General features: G+C 49.9%; 13 protein-coding genes. 1 reads left to right on the forward strand and 12 read right to left on the reverse strand.

The genetic code is table 11. The features are described from left to right. Nucleotides 1-6: 6 nt before the first annotated feature. The 5 genes from SPSPH_RS16630 to larA all read right to left on the reverse strand — a co-directional run bounded on the left by SPSPH_RS16630 (nt 7) and on the right by larA (nt 5,892). The gene (locus SPSPH_RS16630) at nt 7-1,356 is read right to left on the reverse strand and encodes a TolC family protein (protein ID WP_075757127.1); all 1,350 of its coding nucleotides are present in this window, start codon (nt 1,354-1,356) and stop codon (nt 7-9) included. A 136-nt stretch (nt 1,357-1,492) separates the two neighbouring features. Further along, nucleotides 1,493-2,764, reverse strand: a complete 1,272-nt coding sequence (locus SPSPH_RS16635; RefSeq protein WP_233139146.1) for an MlaD family protein — start codon at nt 2,762-2,764, stop codon at nt 1,493-1,495. After that, the gene (locus SPSPH_RS16640; protein WP_075757126.1) at nt 2,761-3,519 is read right to left on the reverse strand and encodes an ABC transporter ATP-binding protein; all 759 of its coding nucleotides are present in this window, start codon (nt 3,517-3,519) and stop codon (nt 2,761-2,763) included. The genes SPSPH_RS16635 and SPSPH_RS16640 overlap by 4 nt, the downstream gene beginning before the upstream one ends. 33 nt (nt 3,520-3,552) lie before the next feature. After that, nucleotides 3,553-4,323, reverse strand: coding sequence for an MlaE family ABC transporter permease (locus tag SPSPH_RS16645; RefSeq protein ID WP_075757125.1), 771 nt, complete (start codon nt 4,321-4,323; stop codon nt 3,553-3,555). Nucleotides 4,324-4,596: 273 nt separating this feature from the next. After that, on the reverse strand, nt 4,597-5,892 hold the full coding sequence (gene larA / locus SPSPH_RS16650; RefSeq protein WP_075757124.1) for a nickel-dependent lactate racemase: 1,296 nt from the start codon (nt 5,890-5,892) through the stop codon (nt 4,597-4,599). 406 nt (nt 5,893-6,298) lie between these two features. On the opposite strand from larA, the gene SPSPH_RS16655 reads away from it, so the two are divergent. After that, the gene (locus tag SPSPH_RS16655) at nt 6,299-7,585 is read left to right on the forward strand and encodes an MFS transporter (RefSeq protein WP_233139145.1); all 1,287 of its coding nucleotides are present in this window, start codon (nt 6,299-6,301) and stop codon (nt 7,583-7,585) included. Between the two features lie 101 nt (nt 7,586-7,686). On the opposite strand, the gene SPSPH_RS16660 is transcribed toward SPSPH_RS16655, so the two are convergent. The 7 genes from SPSPH_RS16660 to flgA all read right to left on the reverse strand — a co-directional run bounded on the left by SPSPH_RS16660 (nt 7,687) and on the right by flgA (nt 14,943). Further along, nucleotides 7,687-9,642, reverse strand: coding sequence for a SpoIVB peptidase S55 domain-containing protein (locus tag SPSPH_RS16660; protein ID WP_083945660.1), 1,956 nt, complete (start codon nt 9,640-9,642; stop codon nt 7,687-7,689). An 11-nt stretch (nt 9,643-9,653) separates the two neighbouring features. Beyond that, nucleotides 9,654-9,968: a biotin/lipoyl-binding protein gene (locus SPSPH_RS16665; protein ID WP_083945659.1), complete on the reverse strand. Its 315-nt coding sequence runs from the start codon at nt 9,966-9,968 to the stop codon at nt 9,654-9,656. A 67-nt stretch (nt 9,969-10,035) separates the two neighbouring features. Then, nucleotides 10,036-11,463 (reverse strand): phosphodiester glycosidase family protein, encoded by a 1,428-nt coding sequence (locus SPSPH_RS16670; protein ID WP_075757120.1) that lies wholly within the window; start codon nt 11,461-11,463, stop codon nt 10,036-10,038. A gap of 181 nt (nt 11,464-11,644) precedes the next feature. Beyond that, entirely contained in the window at nt 11,645-12,058 is a 414-nt protein-coding gene (locus SPSPH_RS16675) for a rod-binding protein (RefSeq protein ID WP_083945658.1), read from the reverse strand. Between the two features lie 17 nt (nt 12,059-12,075). Beyond that, nucleotides 12,076-13,197 carry a flagellar basal body P-ring protein FlgI gene (locus tag SPSPH_RS16680; RefSeq protein ID WP_075757119.1) on the reverse strand — a complete coding sequence of 374 codons (1,122 nt, stop codon included), beginning with the start codon at nt 13,195-13,197 and terminating at the stop codon, nt 12,076-12,078. A 39-nt stretch (nt 13,198-13,236) separates the two neighbouring features. Further along, nucleotides 13,237-13,824: a flagellar basal body L-ring protein FlgH gene (locus tag SPSPH_RS16685; protein ID WP_075757118.1), complete on the reverse strand. Its 588-nt coding sequence runs from the start codon at nt 13,822-13,824 to the stop codon at nt 13,237-13,239. Between the two features lie 141 nt (nt 13,825-13,965). Further along, entirely contained in the window at nt 13,966-14,943 is a 978-nt protein-coding gene (gene flgA, locus SPSPH_RS16690; protein WP_075757117.1) for a flagellar basal body P-ring formation chaperone FlgA, read from the reverse strand. Nucleotides 14,944-14,952 lie beyond the last annotated feature (9 nt).

The following is a 14,952-nucleotide window of genomic DNA, read 5'->3' on the forward strand; positions in this document are numbered from 1 at the left end:
AACCGGCTATTCTACTGCTATTCCCATAGCTTTGTCGAGTTTTGCCCGGCTGGTGTTATAGTCATACAGTGCCTGCACATAATCAGTCTTGGCTGAAGTCAGAGCAACCTGTGAGTCAATAACGTCAAGGTTGGTACCCACGCCGGCGCTGTAACGCACCTGGGCAATTTTAAAATCTTCTTCGGCTTTTGTTACAGCCACCTTACTGGTATCAATGCGTTTTTCGGCCTCTTTCATATTAAGATAGGCCTGACGCACTTCCAGCTGGGCGGCATCCTGTGCCTGGCGCAGCTGCTCGGTGGCTTTATCCAGACCGGCTTCGGCGCCTTTGACCTGCGATCTGGTTAAGCCTGAATCAAACAGGTTGTAGTTGGCACTAATACCGATAGTCCAATTATTGTTATCGGTGCCGGGAAAATCATTGTCACTCCATTGTTCGGAAGCAGAAGCCGCTATTACCGGCTTATTGCCGCTTTTCGCCACCTTAATATCGGCTTTGGCACTGGCGACGCTCGCCCTGACCTGCGCTAAATCCGGACGGTTGACAAGGGCAACTTCAATGCATTCTGCCAAAGTCTTATCATATTGTTCATATGGCAAATCCTCTTGAACCGCGATCTCAGTCTCAAGCGGCAGGCCGATAATATTATTAAGGCCGGATACCGCAAGCTCGTAGGAATTTTTAGCTCTAATCAGGCTTTGTTCCGCACTGGCTTTTTCCACTTCTGAACGCAATACGTCAGTTTTGGCTACCGTTCCGGCAGCATACTGGGCTTCAACATTTTTCAAGTGACTATTGAGCTGGTCTAACGATTCTTCACTCAGTTTCACCAGGTTGCGGGTTTGCAGGATAGCATAATATCCGGTAGTGGCATCCAGTTTAATCTGCTGACGGGTCTTTTCCAGGCCAAAGGCAGCCGATTTATTCCCCAACTGGGCTTTTTCGATAGTGCCTTCCAGCTTGCCGCCAGTATATAAAGGCAGGGTCAGATCAACACTGTTGGTGTATCTGTTGCCAATACTTGACGGAATGGGTACTGAAAAAAGCTGTCCTGTCGTCGAATTATAGGCCGCCACACTCGATTCGGCACTCTTAGACCGGATAGAGTTGTGAGAAAGATTCACCGACGGTGATTTAGCTGCTTTTGCGCCCTTTACATCCCATTCGGATTTTTTCAGATCAGATTCAGACATTTTAATTGACGGGTTGGTTTTGAGGGCCATGTCGATGGCTTCATCAAGCGTAAGCTCTACCGGCGCGGCAAAGCCCGGAAGTGCAGCTGTCGCCAGCATGCCGCCGACAAGTAGTGCCGTGGCACGCTTAGCCAGGTTGCCGGATAAATTGAATGTTGTCATGGAATTACATGACCTCCTTGACTATATATCTTTTGTCAAAGCATTGACTACTCAGTCAGACACATATAATTATAGGTCCAAGTTTTGAAAGTGTCAATATTTTTCCGCTGCCGGAATGGCCTGAAGAATATGCCTGTTAAAAGGCTCGCCGCACGCCGTAGTATGACGTTTTTTCATCGCTTTTGTTGATATTGCTGGTCTGGCCTACAAGAAAAGTATCTGGCGCCACCTCATACTGGGTACGCAGCTTGACCCGCACATCATTTGGATCATATACATCCAGCGACATGCGCAGTTGGCTGCCGAGTTTGGCATCCATGCCCACTCCGGCTTTGCTTTCAATAAGACCTATCCGCTGGTCGAAGCCTGAGCCGCTCTTGCCTACCTGTAAGTTTACTTTATTGGCTTCGCCAATATCCGTAACACCGATGACGGCAAAATCACGGGGCGAAGTATTGATAGTAAAATTGGCATTGCTTTGGTATTCATGCTTGTCCGGGTTGTATATGGCTTCAACACTGGCTTCGGTTTTAATCTCTGCCACCTTTGTCAGCATTTGGTTGGCCTTGGAGGTGGCATCTCTGGCATTCTTGAGAGTGTCCTTAAGATTGCTGGCAGTGTCCGGGTCTGTTACAACCCCTTCTAACGCGGCAGCCATTCTTTCCACCCGACTGCTGGTCTGCCGGAAGGCGGCAATGGTTTCCCGCAAATCTTCGGCAGTCTGCCCGTTGTTATCAACATCGGCAAGCATTTTATCTACCCGGGCTGCGGTAGAATTAAGGCTGACTGACATGTCCTTGAGATTACTGACCATGGCCGCGACTTCGACCTGGTTAGTCTCGGCCATGCCGGCCAACGTGGCTGTCAGCCTTTCCAGGTTGGCGGTAACAGCCCTGGTGTTTAACGCCGTTTCCTTAAGCGCCGCCCGGACTTTTTCATCACCAACCACATCATTAAGGGCTGCCACCAGGATTTTAACTTCAGCCAGCACCTCATTGGCCGACACCATCAACTCATCCAGCCCCTGAGGATTCTCACCCAATACCTGCGCATTAGGGGCCAGAAAGCCGTTTACTTCCCGGGGCGGTACAATATTGATGAACTTTTCCCCCAATAGCCCGTCAGACCCAATGGTAATTTTTGAGCCAACCGGAATTTTCACGCCAGGGTTAAGTATAATATGGGCTGACACACCCTCAGGCAGCACCCGGACATCGGCAACTGTGCCAATTTCCACCCCGGCATAACGCACCAGATTGCCTGGCTTCAAACCATTTACCTGATTAAATACAGCCTGGACCGGATATCCCTTTTCGCCAAAACTTATGCCGGTTAAATATACAATCATCCCGGCCAGCAGCATTAGGCCGGCCAGGGTTATCGCTCCCACTTTGGCTTCGGTATTCACGCTCTGGACCTCCCTCTATTTTCCGCTATCCCTGTGGCTCCCCGGATAAACTTCGCCACAATGGGATTTTCCGATTGTTTTATCATGGCCGGTGTGCCAATTTCCACAATGCCGCCGCCATAAATCATGGCAATCCGGTCGGCAATGCTAAAAGCGCTCGCCATATCATGGGTAACAACAACCGAAGTAGCGTCAATCATCCGTCTGGTGCTGACAATTAACCGGTCAATCGTGTTGGACATGATGGGGTCAAGCCCGGCGGTGGGTTCATCATACAGCACAATATGCGGATTAATGGCAATAGCCCGGGCTAAGCTGACCCGTTTTTTCATACCGCCTGACAGTTCGTTCGGCATGGCATTTTCCTGGCCCCTGAGGCCCACCATGCGCAACTTGCGCCGCACCGTCCGGGCAATTTCCTCCTCCGGCATGGCGGTATGCTGCCTGAGGCCGAAGGCTACATTCTCCCCCACCGACATGGAGTCAAACAGGGCTGAGTATTGGAATACCATCCCCATCTCCAGCCTGATTTTATTAAGCTCATCCTCATTCATATGGGAAATCTCCCGGCCATTAACCCAAACCTCACCGGCAGTGGGCTGCAAGAGACCGATGATAAGTCTTAGCAGCGTACTTTTGCCGGAACCGCTGGGACCGATAATAACCATAATTTCCCCTTGTTCAATTGTCAGGCTAATGTCTTTCAGTATTTCTTTGCCGCGAAAATTCATATTGACATTAATAAGTTTAATCACGGCGGCACCTCATTTCTACAATTGGTAGTGTTACTAGCGATAAAGTATAACTGATAAAAAATAATTGCTGATAAAAATCAAAATAATGGACAGCACCACCGAGCCTGTTGTCGCCCGGCCTACCCCTTCCGCGCCCTGGGCGGTGGTCAGGCCTTTGTGGCAGCCGATAATGGCAATAATGGCACCAAAGAACATGGCTTTGATCAGACCGCCGGTAATGTCATGCGGCACGGCAAAAACCTTAATGGAATTAAAAAAAGTAAAAGAGGTAATGCCGGTATAGGTTGTGGCAATTATATAACTGCCAATGATACCAATACCATTGGCAAAGATAACCAGTACAGGCAGCATAAGCATACAGGCAAGCATCCTGGGCACGACCAGGTACGCTATCGGATTTACTGCCATAACCCGCAAGGCGTCAATTTGCTCTGTTACCTTCATCGAGCCAATTTCAGCCGTGATAGCAGCGCCTACCCGCCCGGCAAATACTACGCCGGTCAGGACCGGCGACAATTCACGGCCCATCGCCACCGCCACCAGCCCGCCGACCGACGACTGCGCCCCGTATTTGACAAATTCATGACCTGTCTGGACAGTCATAACCATACCGGTAAACAGCATGGTTAATAACACGATAGGCAGCGAATCCGCCCCCAGATGAGCCATCTGCCGCACAAGCAGCGTGGTGCTCAACCCGCGCAAATGGTATATACTCTGACCTAACAGAATCAGGACCTGTCCTGCATTTTCCAGAATGCCAATAACCATTCTCCCTGTACGGGCGAAAAACTCAATAAGCATACATATGCTCCTTAAATCGGTTAAATGTTAGATAATCTTTAATACTATTCCATATTAATTTCTAATTCCCTGCCGTCACCCCCTATTTTAAATTCTGGGAAACGGCCGATATAAGAAAAACCACCGAGGCGAGGGCGGCCGTTGTGCAAAAGCGGAGGTTAAGCGCCAGCGGCGCAGCGTTGCATGACGGCCGCCCTCGCCGGGCCTTGTGCCGACACGCAAAACTAAAGTAACTGCAGTCTTTCGCCTGCAGTTACTTTTGCGGTTACGTAATTATCCTTTCAACACAGGTACGGTGTTGGCTGCGTGGGGCATTACGGTAATTGTGTAATCTTTGCCGCCCAGCTTCTGTTCGGCAATAGCCATGGCTTCCTCCAGGGAGGTGGCAGGGATTATCCCGGCCTTGGCAATGAAATCCTTGTTTTGGGGCAGGGTAACCAGGATAAGAGATACCTGTTTTGCAATCAAGCCGCACTTTAGCGCAATAAAACCGGGAACAGTAAAACCTTTGCGCAGTTGCAGCTCCCGGTCCTGCAGGGACACAAAATCAAACCAGCCGCTAAAATCAGGCGGCTCCTTGATGTCCCGGCATTCCAGCAGCAGGATGATAACGCCGCCTTCCTTTACGGCCATATAGGCATTATCTATGGTTTTCGAGCCCTGGTACAGGTTAATGTCTTTGGGAAAACCACCGGCCGAGCCAATGACGAGATCAGCCTTGGCAGTGATGGGTACCCCGAAGATATCTTCCACCGTACGGCAGCCTTCCAGCCAGGCATCATGCCAGTGCCCGGCAACAAATCCGGCAAACTTCCCTGCCGGTGTTAACACGGCGTTAAGCAGGAAGGCAGGCCCAAGCATCGCCGCCATTTCCGTCATGTCCTCGTGCATATTGTTGCCGCTGAGTTTGCCGGAAATGCAGTGGGGACTGATGCCTTGCCCCACCGTGTCATGCAGGCAGAAGCTGTGATTGCCCTGAATGCTGCTATAGCCTGAGATGCCGGGCATAATCGATTTGCGGCCCCCTCCGAAGCCGGCCATCAGGTGATAAGCAATACCGCCGGTCAGAATGACTTTATCAGCCTGGGCCACCGTCTTATAAATGTAGCTATCCACGCCGCGGCTGGTGGTGCCAATTTTTACGAAATCCGCGGCAACAGGAGCATGACTTTGCTTAATCGTAATTCGCTCAACCACTTCCTGACCATAGGTGGTGATGTTTTCCTCTGCAGTATGATGACGATGGGCGCCGAGGGCCACGACCAGGGTAATATCGCTATCCGGTATATCGGCTGCATTAAGTTCGTCCAGCAGCGGCGGCAGGAACAGGTCGTGCCGTACCCAGGCACGGGTGATGTCACTGGCGATGAGACATACTTTATCACCGGTTTTAACAATTTGGTTAAGCGGCGGAGTACCGATGGGGTTGGCAAGGGCTGCTTTGACGGCGGCGGGAATATCTGCCACCGCCTCGGCATGTTTGCCTTCAATGACATGCAAAATTTGCTGTTGGGGAAGACTGATCTTAATTTCTTCGCTCCCATACCCCAAGTGAAATTCAGTGAACATAGCTAATTCCTCCTTCGTAAAGAAAGCGTACGGTCGCCTTATGAAAGTATCAGGCAGGTATGTGTAAATTAAACTCAGTATTGGTTATAGAATAAACCAAGAAAGAAAATATAACAAGCATTTCCAACACAGAGTATTTTTTCCATAAATGCAATTTAACTCTATAATTAGTGTATTTTTAATAAAAATACAAATAAATCCTGCCAAAATTATATAAATTTAGCAGGATTTTGTATTTATGTAAGAAATAATATAACATGGTATCCTGCAAAAACACATTATTATGCCGGTTGTTGTTAACTTGTTTACACGAATAACACAGTTAGCAGCAACCGGCAATTCCCGGGAGGTGATATCAACTTTCGGATTACAGTAACTAAGGGCATTTTAAAAAGAGGTGAATCATTTGAAGAGAACAAATTTTCGTTGGTTTATGGCTGTACTCATTTTTTCAATTACTTTTATGTCATACATGGATCGGGTTAATCTATCGGTGGCCACTCCCACAATAATGCAGGAATTTGGGTTTACTAAAGTCGATATAGGTTTTTTGCAGACTGCATTTTTTTTGGGCTATGCATTAATGCAAATTCCGGGTGGGATGATGGCGGAATATTTTGGACAACGAATAGCCTCAACCGTGGCGGTCAGCTGGTGGTCGCTCTTTACTGCTCTTACCGCCTTGGGATCAAGCTTTACGTCCTTTGTTGTTATTCGTGGTTTGTTTGGACTCGGGGAAGGGCCCATCTTCCCGGCTATGAATAATTTTATCTACCGTTGGTTTAATCGGGCCGAGAAGGCCACTGCATCGTCGTTTATGCTGGGCGGTGCTTTTGTCGGCCCGGTGTTTGGCCCGGCAATAACAGTTGGCTTGATGCTGGCTTTTGGCTGGCGGTCGGTATTTATCATTTTCGGGGCAGTGGGCTTTGTTCTGGCATTGGCTTGGTGGTGCCTGGCCAAGAATGATCCGCGCCAAAGTCCGTTTGTCAACAAGGCTGAGGCCGATCATATTGAGAGCGGAATGGTCCTTAGCGATCCGAAAGCTGCTAAAGAGATTGCTCCCTGGAAAAGCTTCATCACTTCCATCCAGTTTTGGGCTATCGGGTTGCAGTATTTTATCACCGATTACATTATGTATGTTTTTCTTGCCTGGCTTCCTCTTTATCTGATGGAAGCCCAAGGGTTCTCGCTGGCCAAAATGGGGCTTGCCGCCTCGTTCCCCTGGGCGGCTTTGTGTTTTGTCACCTTTTTTACAGGCTTTGTCAGTGATAAGCTTATTGCTGCCGGAGTATCGAAGCACCGGGCACGCACCTTTTTCGGATCGGCCGGACTGCTGTTATCCGGAGCAGCCCTGTATATGGCTGCAGTTGCGTCTACTCCTGGTGCAAATGTGCTCTGGCTCACCATATCGTTGGGGTCTCTGGGATTTACCTTTAATGCGTCATGGGCGGCTTCTATGGATATTGGCGGCAAGTTCTGCGGTACCGTTTCCGGCTGGATGAACTTCTGGGGTAATATTGGCGGGGTCGTCGCTCCGGTTGCAACCGCCTGGATAGCTACGCATTACGGCTGGCAGGCGGCTATTTTGGTAACTGCGTTTTCTTCCATTATTGGCGTGGTGTGCTGGATTGCCGTCAAACCGGACCAGGAGATTCAACGAAAGGATATACCGGCCGGTAAGGTTTCGGCCTAACTTAGGAACTCTGCTGTAATACTATTTAAGGGTCTGACTCAATTTGTTTATTGAGTCAGACCCTTAGTTTACAGCTTGCAAAATGCTTTGCTTATCTTAAGCTATTTAGTTATGTTTAACACGACTTGAGCATCACCGTCAATGATGTAGTCTGTTGTTAGATGAACTTTGCGTTTATCGGCATCATTCTTGGCATTTTTTGCTTTTTGGGCAAACGAACTGCCAAGTTTTGCTGTTAGTTTGGCATTGTCCGGCTGAACCGGTGTGGGTGCGGGTTCAAACTTTTTCTCAGCTGCCGGCTTGGCATTCTTGCCTGTGCCGCCGCCAGGGCTGTTAGGCATGCCCATTTCAATAGCTTCCACCACGATGTCGTTGTTGCGGTCACGATTGACCAGTTCTTTAACTGCTTCCTCCAGGGACTTGGCTTTCGGTTTGGCCAAAAACAGTTTCGTGATGTCTTCTTCAGTAACCTGATTTTTACCCAGGAGTTGTGCCAGCGAAATCATACCGCCGCCGCGTACGGCCAGCATAAGGGTTCCTGGCTGCTGGTCCTGGGGTACTGTATAGGTAACTTGTCTGGTGATGGGTTCACTGCGAAAGGGCTTGAGCTTAACCTCAATATTCACTTTGTCTCCCGGTTTTGCCTCAGCGGTATTGGCTTTGGCTTCGACAATAGTGGCTGTCTTGCGCTCGTTATCGATTGTGACATCTACTTTTACATCCATTACCGTTACCGGTGAAAACTGGTTGCCGGCTAAGAGCGCCAGCGCTTCATGCACCTCGGCTATCGCCAGTTCCCCGATATTGCCCTGTGTGTAAAACATATTTTCACGTTTCAGCACGCCGCCGGGAATACCGGCAGCACTGATTTCAAAACCGACCCGGGCAGAGCCGGAACCTATACGGTCGGTGGTTTTTTCAATGGCATTAAAGACACTGACTGCCGCAAGCGTAGGCGCCAGTTCCTCATCTTGTACCACTTGTGCCCACAGGTCATTGGTGCGGCTGAGGGTGTTGTCGGTAACACTGATTCTTAAGGGAACCACGCTGGGGAAATGTCCCAGCTTACCGGCAATACCGGCTCCCCGGTCCTGGGTAACCATGCCAATGGCTTCGGTTGAGTTCCCCACTTTGAAAGAGTTCTCCAAGCCATTCACGGTAGTATATACTTTGGCATCTGTCAGAAAATAGTTGGCTTGGCCCCGCTTAAGGAAAGGATGGCCAAAAGCCAGGATTTTATCGCCTTCCACATAGGTTACTGTCCCTAAGGCCCCGACGCTGACATCACCGCGAACCAACTGCACACCAATGGTACTGCCAGGTTCCACGGTTCTATAAGCAATGCCATTGTTAGTGTCAGCCATGCTGCTGTTGACAGCATAAGGGGTAAGATTGTATGGTTTCAGCTTGTCTGCCAGCATTTTGAGGGACTGTTCCCCAAAGCCTGATACCATTAACGGTGTAGCGGCCTGATTGGCAGACAGGTCCGGTTGCTCGGCAGGCGTTTCCGGTTCTTCCGGTATTGCAGGCTGCTCGGCAGGCACTTCCGGTTCTTCCGGTATTGCCGGTTGTTCTGCAGGCATTTGCAGTTCTGCAGGTACTTTCAGCTCTGCCGGTAGCTTGGGTTCAGGCTGCCCCCCCTTATTAATATCCCAAAGTGCCAGCATATCGGCAATCGGGGTTACCATGCCAATTTTGTGGTCGGTTAATGCCCAGCCATAGGCGATAGCCCCTACCAGCTTGCCGTCAATGTATACCGGGCTGCCGCTCATTCCCTGGGCAATACCACCGGTACGGTCAATAACGTCACCATAAGTACGCACCAGCAGCAAATCGCCGGACGGGCCTTTTTGCTCCATGACACCTAACACTTCTACGCCAAATTCCTCAATCTTGTTGCCGGAAACAACTGTTTTAGCAATCCCATGCATGCCTTTGGTTACCTGATCAACAGGCATAAACTCAGGCGCTGCCTGGACTTTGACAAATGGCAGCAGCAAAAATACCGCTACCAGCGCTGTCAGGCAGCGCCTTATAATTATAGACAATATCTTCATCCTTCCCAAAACTATCTTTTAGATGGTTCAATTCTTACTAAAATATCGCCTGTTTTAACCTTGTCGCCAGGTTTAACCAATACTTCCTTGACTGTACCGTCAACGGTGGCGCGAACTGCGGCAGCCGGACCGGTAATTGTTTGAACATATACCAGAATATCGCCTTCACGGGCCGTGGCGCCAGGAGTGGTTAGACCATTGGCCATAACGCTGCCTGCCAATACGCCGCGCTGGTCTACCGTCTGTCCGGCAGCCAAAGCCCAGGCTACAGCGCCAATAACCAGCAGCACCGTAATAATGATGATACTTCTTTTGTGAGCCATCATGTGCAACACCTGCCTTTTTATTTTATGGTAAAGGCTCTATCTATATTTTTATTATATCGCATTTTCTCTAATTAGCAACACGGGATGGAATAATTACCAGCGCATTCCCCACCCGGCGTTCCCGTTTATCCGAAGGTTTATTGACGATTTTGCCTTGGATTACCATCTCACTGGAGCCGCCGCCATCTAAGTTCATGGCATCGCGAGCCCCCAGTTCCTGCATAAAGAGAGCCAGTTCCAGCAGGGACATGCCAATGCTGCTGTCCTGCCGTCCGTCCACGACAACTGCCAGAATATGTCCGTCATCCTTAAGTCCGATGGCTGTCCGCGGGGCCCGGCCTCCGGCTACATCCGGACCGAATTCTTCCATCTTGGTGGTCAAAAAGACACTATTGTTCTTAATCAGCATCGGACCTGCCCCTAAGGCATGCTGCGTCTTATCCCATTCGGAGCCAAGGGTTTGCCGCACAGTAACGGTATCTCCCACCTTCAGGCCGGCAAGCGGCCGGGCTGCCGTACCATGCGCCGACAGCACCACCCCGTCCGGCGGTATGGGGGAATTGCCGGTGTTAATGGCGGTGACCTTGTCGTTTACTATAATATACTCCATACCATGCTGATTGCAGCCAGTCGCAGGAGCATATAAACCATTGTACAATACAAGCTCGTTCTCACCGCGTTCACGGTTTACGGCCTGAATGGCTGCGGTTTTGCCGCCAGGCAGCTCAATTTTCCCCTCATAGCTTACTTGGTCGATAAACAAGTCGCCGGTTGGCAAGATACCAAGCGCCGTACGCGGCAGTTCCGGCGTACTGGCAATTTCACCATCGATTTTTAACAGGCCGATAATAGAACCGTCAAGACCGAAGTAAGAGCCGTTAACCGCCGCTATGGCGCCACTGCGCTGCGCCATAGGCAGAAGCGGTTCAAGACCTTGTATCATTTCATTAGACAGTACCGGCTTTACGGCAAAGCCTGCCTTAGGATCAATATCAAGAATATGGGCCCATACCGGCCCATTGGCGGCATGCCGCAGCCAGGAGGTGTAGGTAATGCCGGGAACCACTTCATCAACCAGCTTGTGCTCATAATCTTTTATAATATCAACAACCAGACGGTTGGGGTTAGGCAAGGTAAATATCTTGTACATATAGACTGTTTTAAGATCAACAACAGCCCGCAATTTTCCGGGCTCGAATTGCGCCAGCCGCAGCCCCTTCACTGTAGGGTCATTCAAATTATATTGAGCAGCCGCCTTATTGACAGTTCCCGGCATGTCGATGACCAGTCTGAGCGGATTTTCCAGCGTCATCACTTTATACTGGGGGAGGTCTGTCACATCAAAGACGAAACGTACGGCTTCCGCTGTCTGGCTTACCCTGACGTTATTCACAACTATGTTAGGTGCCGCCTGTACCATGTTTTGGATAGAAAAGACCAGCACAGCTGTAATTACTAAAAATAAGGGTAACCGTTGCTTCCATTGTTTCAACATAATACAATAACTCCTTTATATATTCCGGTTAAAGCATCTGACCGCACAGGCGGGTGGTGTGTTGGCAAAAGCGGAAGTCAAACGCCAGTGGTGGAGCGTTATCAATGCACCACCCGCCTGTGCCTGGACAAAAGCATCAGCAATATTAGCCGGTGCTGCTGCCAGGATGGGGAAAGCCAGGCTAACGGAGAGCCTGGCCTTTTACATCATTTTTCTTTAACTGACGGTATAACATATCGGCCAGCCCCATACCACCGGCTTGTGCCATATTTTTTGTTAACTCGGTATCCAATAAGGATGTCAACATTTGCTCTTCCGAGCTGTTGCCCAGCAAGTTTCCTTTAGGCACTGTGGCCCGCATTCTTGTTAACATCATGTTGAGAAAAACAGCTTCCATTTCTTTGCAGGTTGCTTTGAGCTTGGCATCCTCAGCCGCCTGGGCTGCCGCGTCGGCTGCTCCCGGAGCTGTCCGTCCGGCCGCTTTAGCGGCCTTTTCCAGCTGTTCGGCAAAGGACGCTCCCTGGTCAACCACCGGAGTACCGCCTGTTCGGGAAACAGGACTGGGCTGTATAAAATTGTTAGAATCGATACGCATTACACTCACCTGCCCACCTACATGATTTGGAGCTCGGCATGCAAGGCTCCTGCCGCCTTGATAGCCTGCAGAATGGAAATGATATCACGCGGTGTTGCGCCCACTGCATTAAGAGCAGCCACCACATCTCCCACATTGGCGGAAGCAGGCAGGACGATCAATCCGGCCGGTTCTTCTTTCGCTTCTACCGTAGTCTCGGTTGTCACCACTGTGCGGCCGTCGGAGAAGGACGGAGGCTGGGAGACATCGGTAGTTCGACCAATTTTTATCGTAAGACCGCCTTGGGCAACGGCTACCTCGTCAATGGCAACATTGCTGCCGATAACAACCGTACCGGTGCGTTCGTTTATGACCACTCTAGCCACACTATCGGGAGTGATGGCCAGTTCTTCCATCGAAGCAACAAAGCCGACAATATTATCACTATAATAATAAGGGATATTGACAAGCACCGTACCCGGGTCTTTGGCCGTGGTTATCTGGCCAAAGCGCTGGTCAATGGCTTCACTAATCCTGCTGGCCGTAGTAAAGTCAGGCCGGTTAAGCGTCAAGGTAAGCTTCTCATTATTTTTGTCGGTGAACGGCATGGGTACTTCCCGTTCGACCATTGCGCCACTGGGAATATTGCCTACCGTAGGAAAATTTTTCTGCTGGCTGGCACCACCGGCACCAACAGCAAAGCCACCGGTTGATAACGGTCCCTGGCCAACGGCATAAACCTGGCCGTTAGCTGCCCGCAGCGGGGTTTGCAACAGGGTTCCCCCCTGCAAACTCTTAGCGTCGCCCATTGATGAAACGGTAATATCAACGGCATCGCCAGATTTGGCAAAAGGCGGCAATGTGGCGGTAACCATCACGGCAGCTATATTTTTAGGCTTGAGCTGCGAAGTGTTAATCATAACACCAAAGGTTTTGAGCATGTTAACAATCGATTGGACGGTAAAGGTGCTTTTATCTGAGTCACCGGTGCCTGCCAGTCCAACTACCAGACCATAGCCTACCAATTGGTTGCTGCGTACGCCCTGCACCTTGGCCACATCCTTAATCCGGGTGCTGACCTGTGCCGGCGCGGCTATCGCAGGAATTGCCATACCAACAGCCAGCATGGCGACCAGAAACATTGCTATTAATTTTCGCATATGTCCTCCGCTAGTCTTTATTCAGGCAATGCCCGGGCATTAAAATAAGAAGTCAAATACCTGAGTCAGTATTCCCTGACGTTGTTTTCTGGTTAACGGGCCTTTGCCCTCGATTTTGAGTTGAGCATCAGCTATTTTGTTTGACAATATGGTATTGTCGGCAGCTACGTCTTCCGGACGAATCATACCGGTAATGGTAATTTTCTGTTCATCCGAGTTTTGTTTAATTGTCTGGGTGCCGGAAACAACCATTTGTCCGTTTGGTTTAATTTCGGTTACCGTGACGGTAAGCCGTCCTGTTACTTTGTTGGTATTGGATATGGAGCCCTGCGCTTTAAAGCTGTCCGAGCTGCTGCCGCTCACCGGCTCAATAAAGGTAAACAAACCAACACCGGCATCCAGACTGGTGCTGGCCGATTTGGAGTTGGCTGCATTGCCTGAACGGCTGGCACTGGAAGTTTCACTGATAATGATGGTAAGGACATCGCCAACCGCATGGGCCCGGCGATCATAAAACATGGTGGCGGCCGGTGAGTTGTCCACCCAGAGCGACTGAGCCTGCACACCGGGAACAGAAGCTATCGCAAAGGTAAGCACCAGTAGAAGAATTATAGATTTGCGGATCATGTTTTCCCCTGCCTTTCCGCTATAAAGTAGACTTAGCTTCAGGGGGGATTTTAATCCCATCTGAAGGTTAGTCGCCCTTATCCTAAGACTTAGCTGGTCTAACTCCCCCTTGTAAAGCTGGGAGTCTTAGAGCAGTTAGTCTCAGGGTAAATGAACCTGGACTGTCGTTTCATCAACAACCTGGCCGATAATTATTTTATTAGAACTGGTATTTTTCACCCGGATAAACTGGCTTTCACTGCCGCTTTGCAAGGCGGTGCCCGGAACACTTACTTCAATACCGCCAATTTTGGCAACAATAGTAACGGTTTTGCCCCGTGTAATAAGTACCGGCTTGGCGACCATGCTGTCAGTTATGGCTGTTCCGGGGGCCAATTGACGTTTGACCGCCAAACCCAATAATTTGTCAGGATTGGTGAAATAGCCTGGCGGCATCCGCCCGATATCCCGCCGTTCAAAGCTTATACTGTCGGCAGTTATCAGTTCTCCGCCAGCTAATACCCGGGTGGCGACAGCCACCTGCTCATATCTATTGATGTTAAACCGCAGCTGGGCAACCGTAAAAGGCTGGCCTGCCACCTGTATCCCGATACTCATAGTAGTGGGAGAATTATATTTTACCCCATAGGGCAGTTCCATATTATAGGTTATGGCACCAGGGGGCAGTAAAACTTCCCCCAGCTGACTTATTGGCGTAATAACCACATCAGCGCCAGCAAGCTGCTTTTGCAGAAATTGCTCAGCTTCAGCAATCAGCAGCTGCCCGTTAAGCACCTGCGAGGCAGCCGTTATTCTAAACTGTGGTGGAATTTTCCAGGCAGTACCGGTTAAATCAGCCCGGGCGGCCTGTAGCCTTATCCCTAATATTTCCTGGGAAAAGACAAAGCTCCGGCCAGGCGAAGGCGTGTTTCCCAGCCTGATTTGACGCAATCGGGTTATCCGGTCAATATCATTGCCGCTGATGTCAGCGATATCGCCAAGCGTAAAATGCTGGCCGCTGACTATGGATTCCGGGGCAACTACAATTGTCAGTCCCTGGGCCTGTACTCTGTTGCCGGTAAATAAGATACCGGCAACACACAGAATTACCATGGTAAGCCGGTAAAATTTATGTCTCATGAGTTATTT

Source organism: Sporomusa sphaeroides DSM 2875 (genome assembly GCF_001941975.2).
In the GTDB taxonomy this organism is placed as follows: Bacteria; Bacillota; Negativicutes; order Sporomusales; family Sporomusaceae; genus Sporomusa; species Sporomusa sphaeroides.

Bases quoted from the DNA above. Each gene is read 5' to 3' on its own strand.
- SPSPH_RS16630 (WP_075757127.1), bottom strand. From the start codon at position 1,356: ATGACAACATTCAATTTATCCGGCAACCTGGCTAAGCGTGCCACGGCA.
- SPSPH_RS16645 (WP_075757125.1), bottom strand. From the start codon at position 4,323: ATGCTTATTGAGTTTTTCGCCCGTACAGGGAGAATGGTTATTGGCATT.
- larA (WP_075757124.1), bottom strand. From the start codon at position 5,892: ATGTTCACTGAATTTCACTTGGGGTATGGGAGCGAAGAAATTAAGATC.
- SPSPH_RS16660 (WP_083945660.1), bottom strand. From the start codon at position 9,642: ATGAAGATATTGTCTATAATTATAAGGCGCTGCCTGACAGCGCTGGTA.
- SPSPH_RS16665 (WP_083945659.1), bottom strand. From the start codon at position 9,968: ATGATGGCTCACAAAAGAAGTATCATCATTATTACGGTGCTGCTGGTT.
- SPSPH_RS16670 (WP_075757120.1), bottom strand. From the start codon at position 11,463: ATGTTGAAACAATGGAAGCAACGGTTACCCTTATTTTTAGTAATTACA.
- SPSPH_RS16675 (WP_083945658.1), bottom strand. From the start codon at position 12,058: ATGCGTATCGATTCTAACAATTTTATACAGCCCAGTCCTGTTTCCCGA.
- SPSPH_RS16680 (WP_075757119.1), bottom strand. From the start codon at position 13,197: ATGCGAAAATTAATAGCAATGTTTCTGGTCGCCATGCTGGCTGTTGGT.
- SPSPH_RS16685 (WP_075757118.1), bottom strand. From the start codon at position 13,824: ATGATCCGCAAATCTATAATTCTTCTACTGGTGCTTACCTTTGCGATA.
- flgA (WP_075757117.1), bottom strand. From the start codon at position 14,943: ATGAGACATAAATTTTACCGGCTTACCATGGTAATTCTGTGTGTTGCC.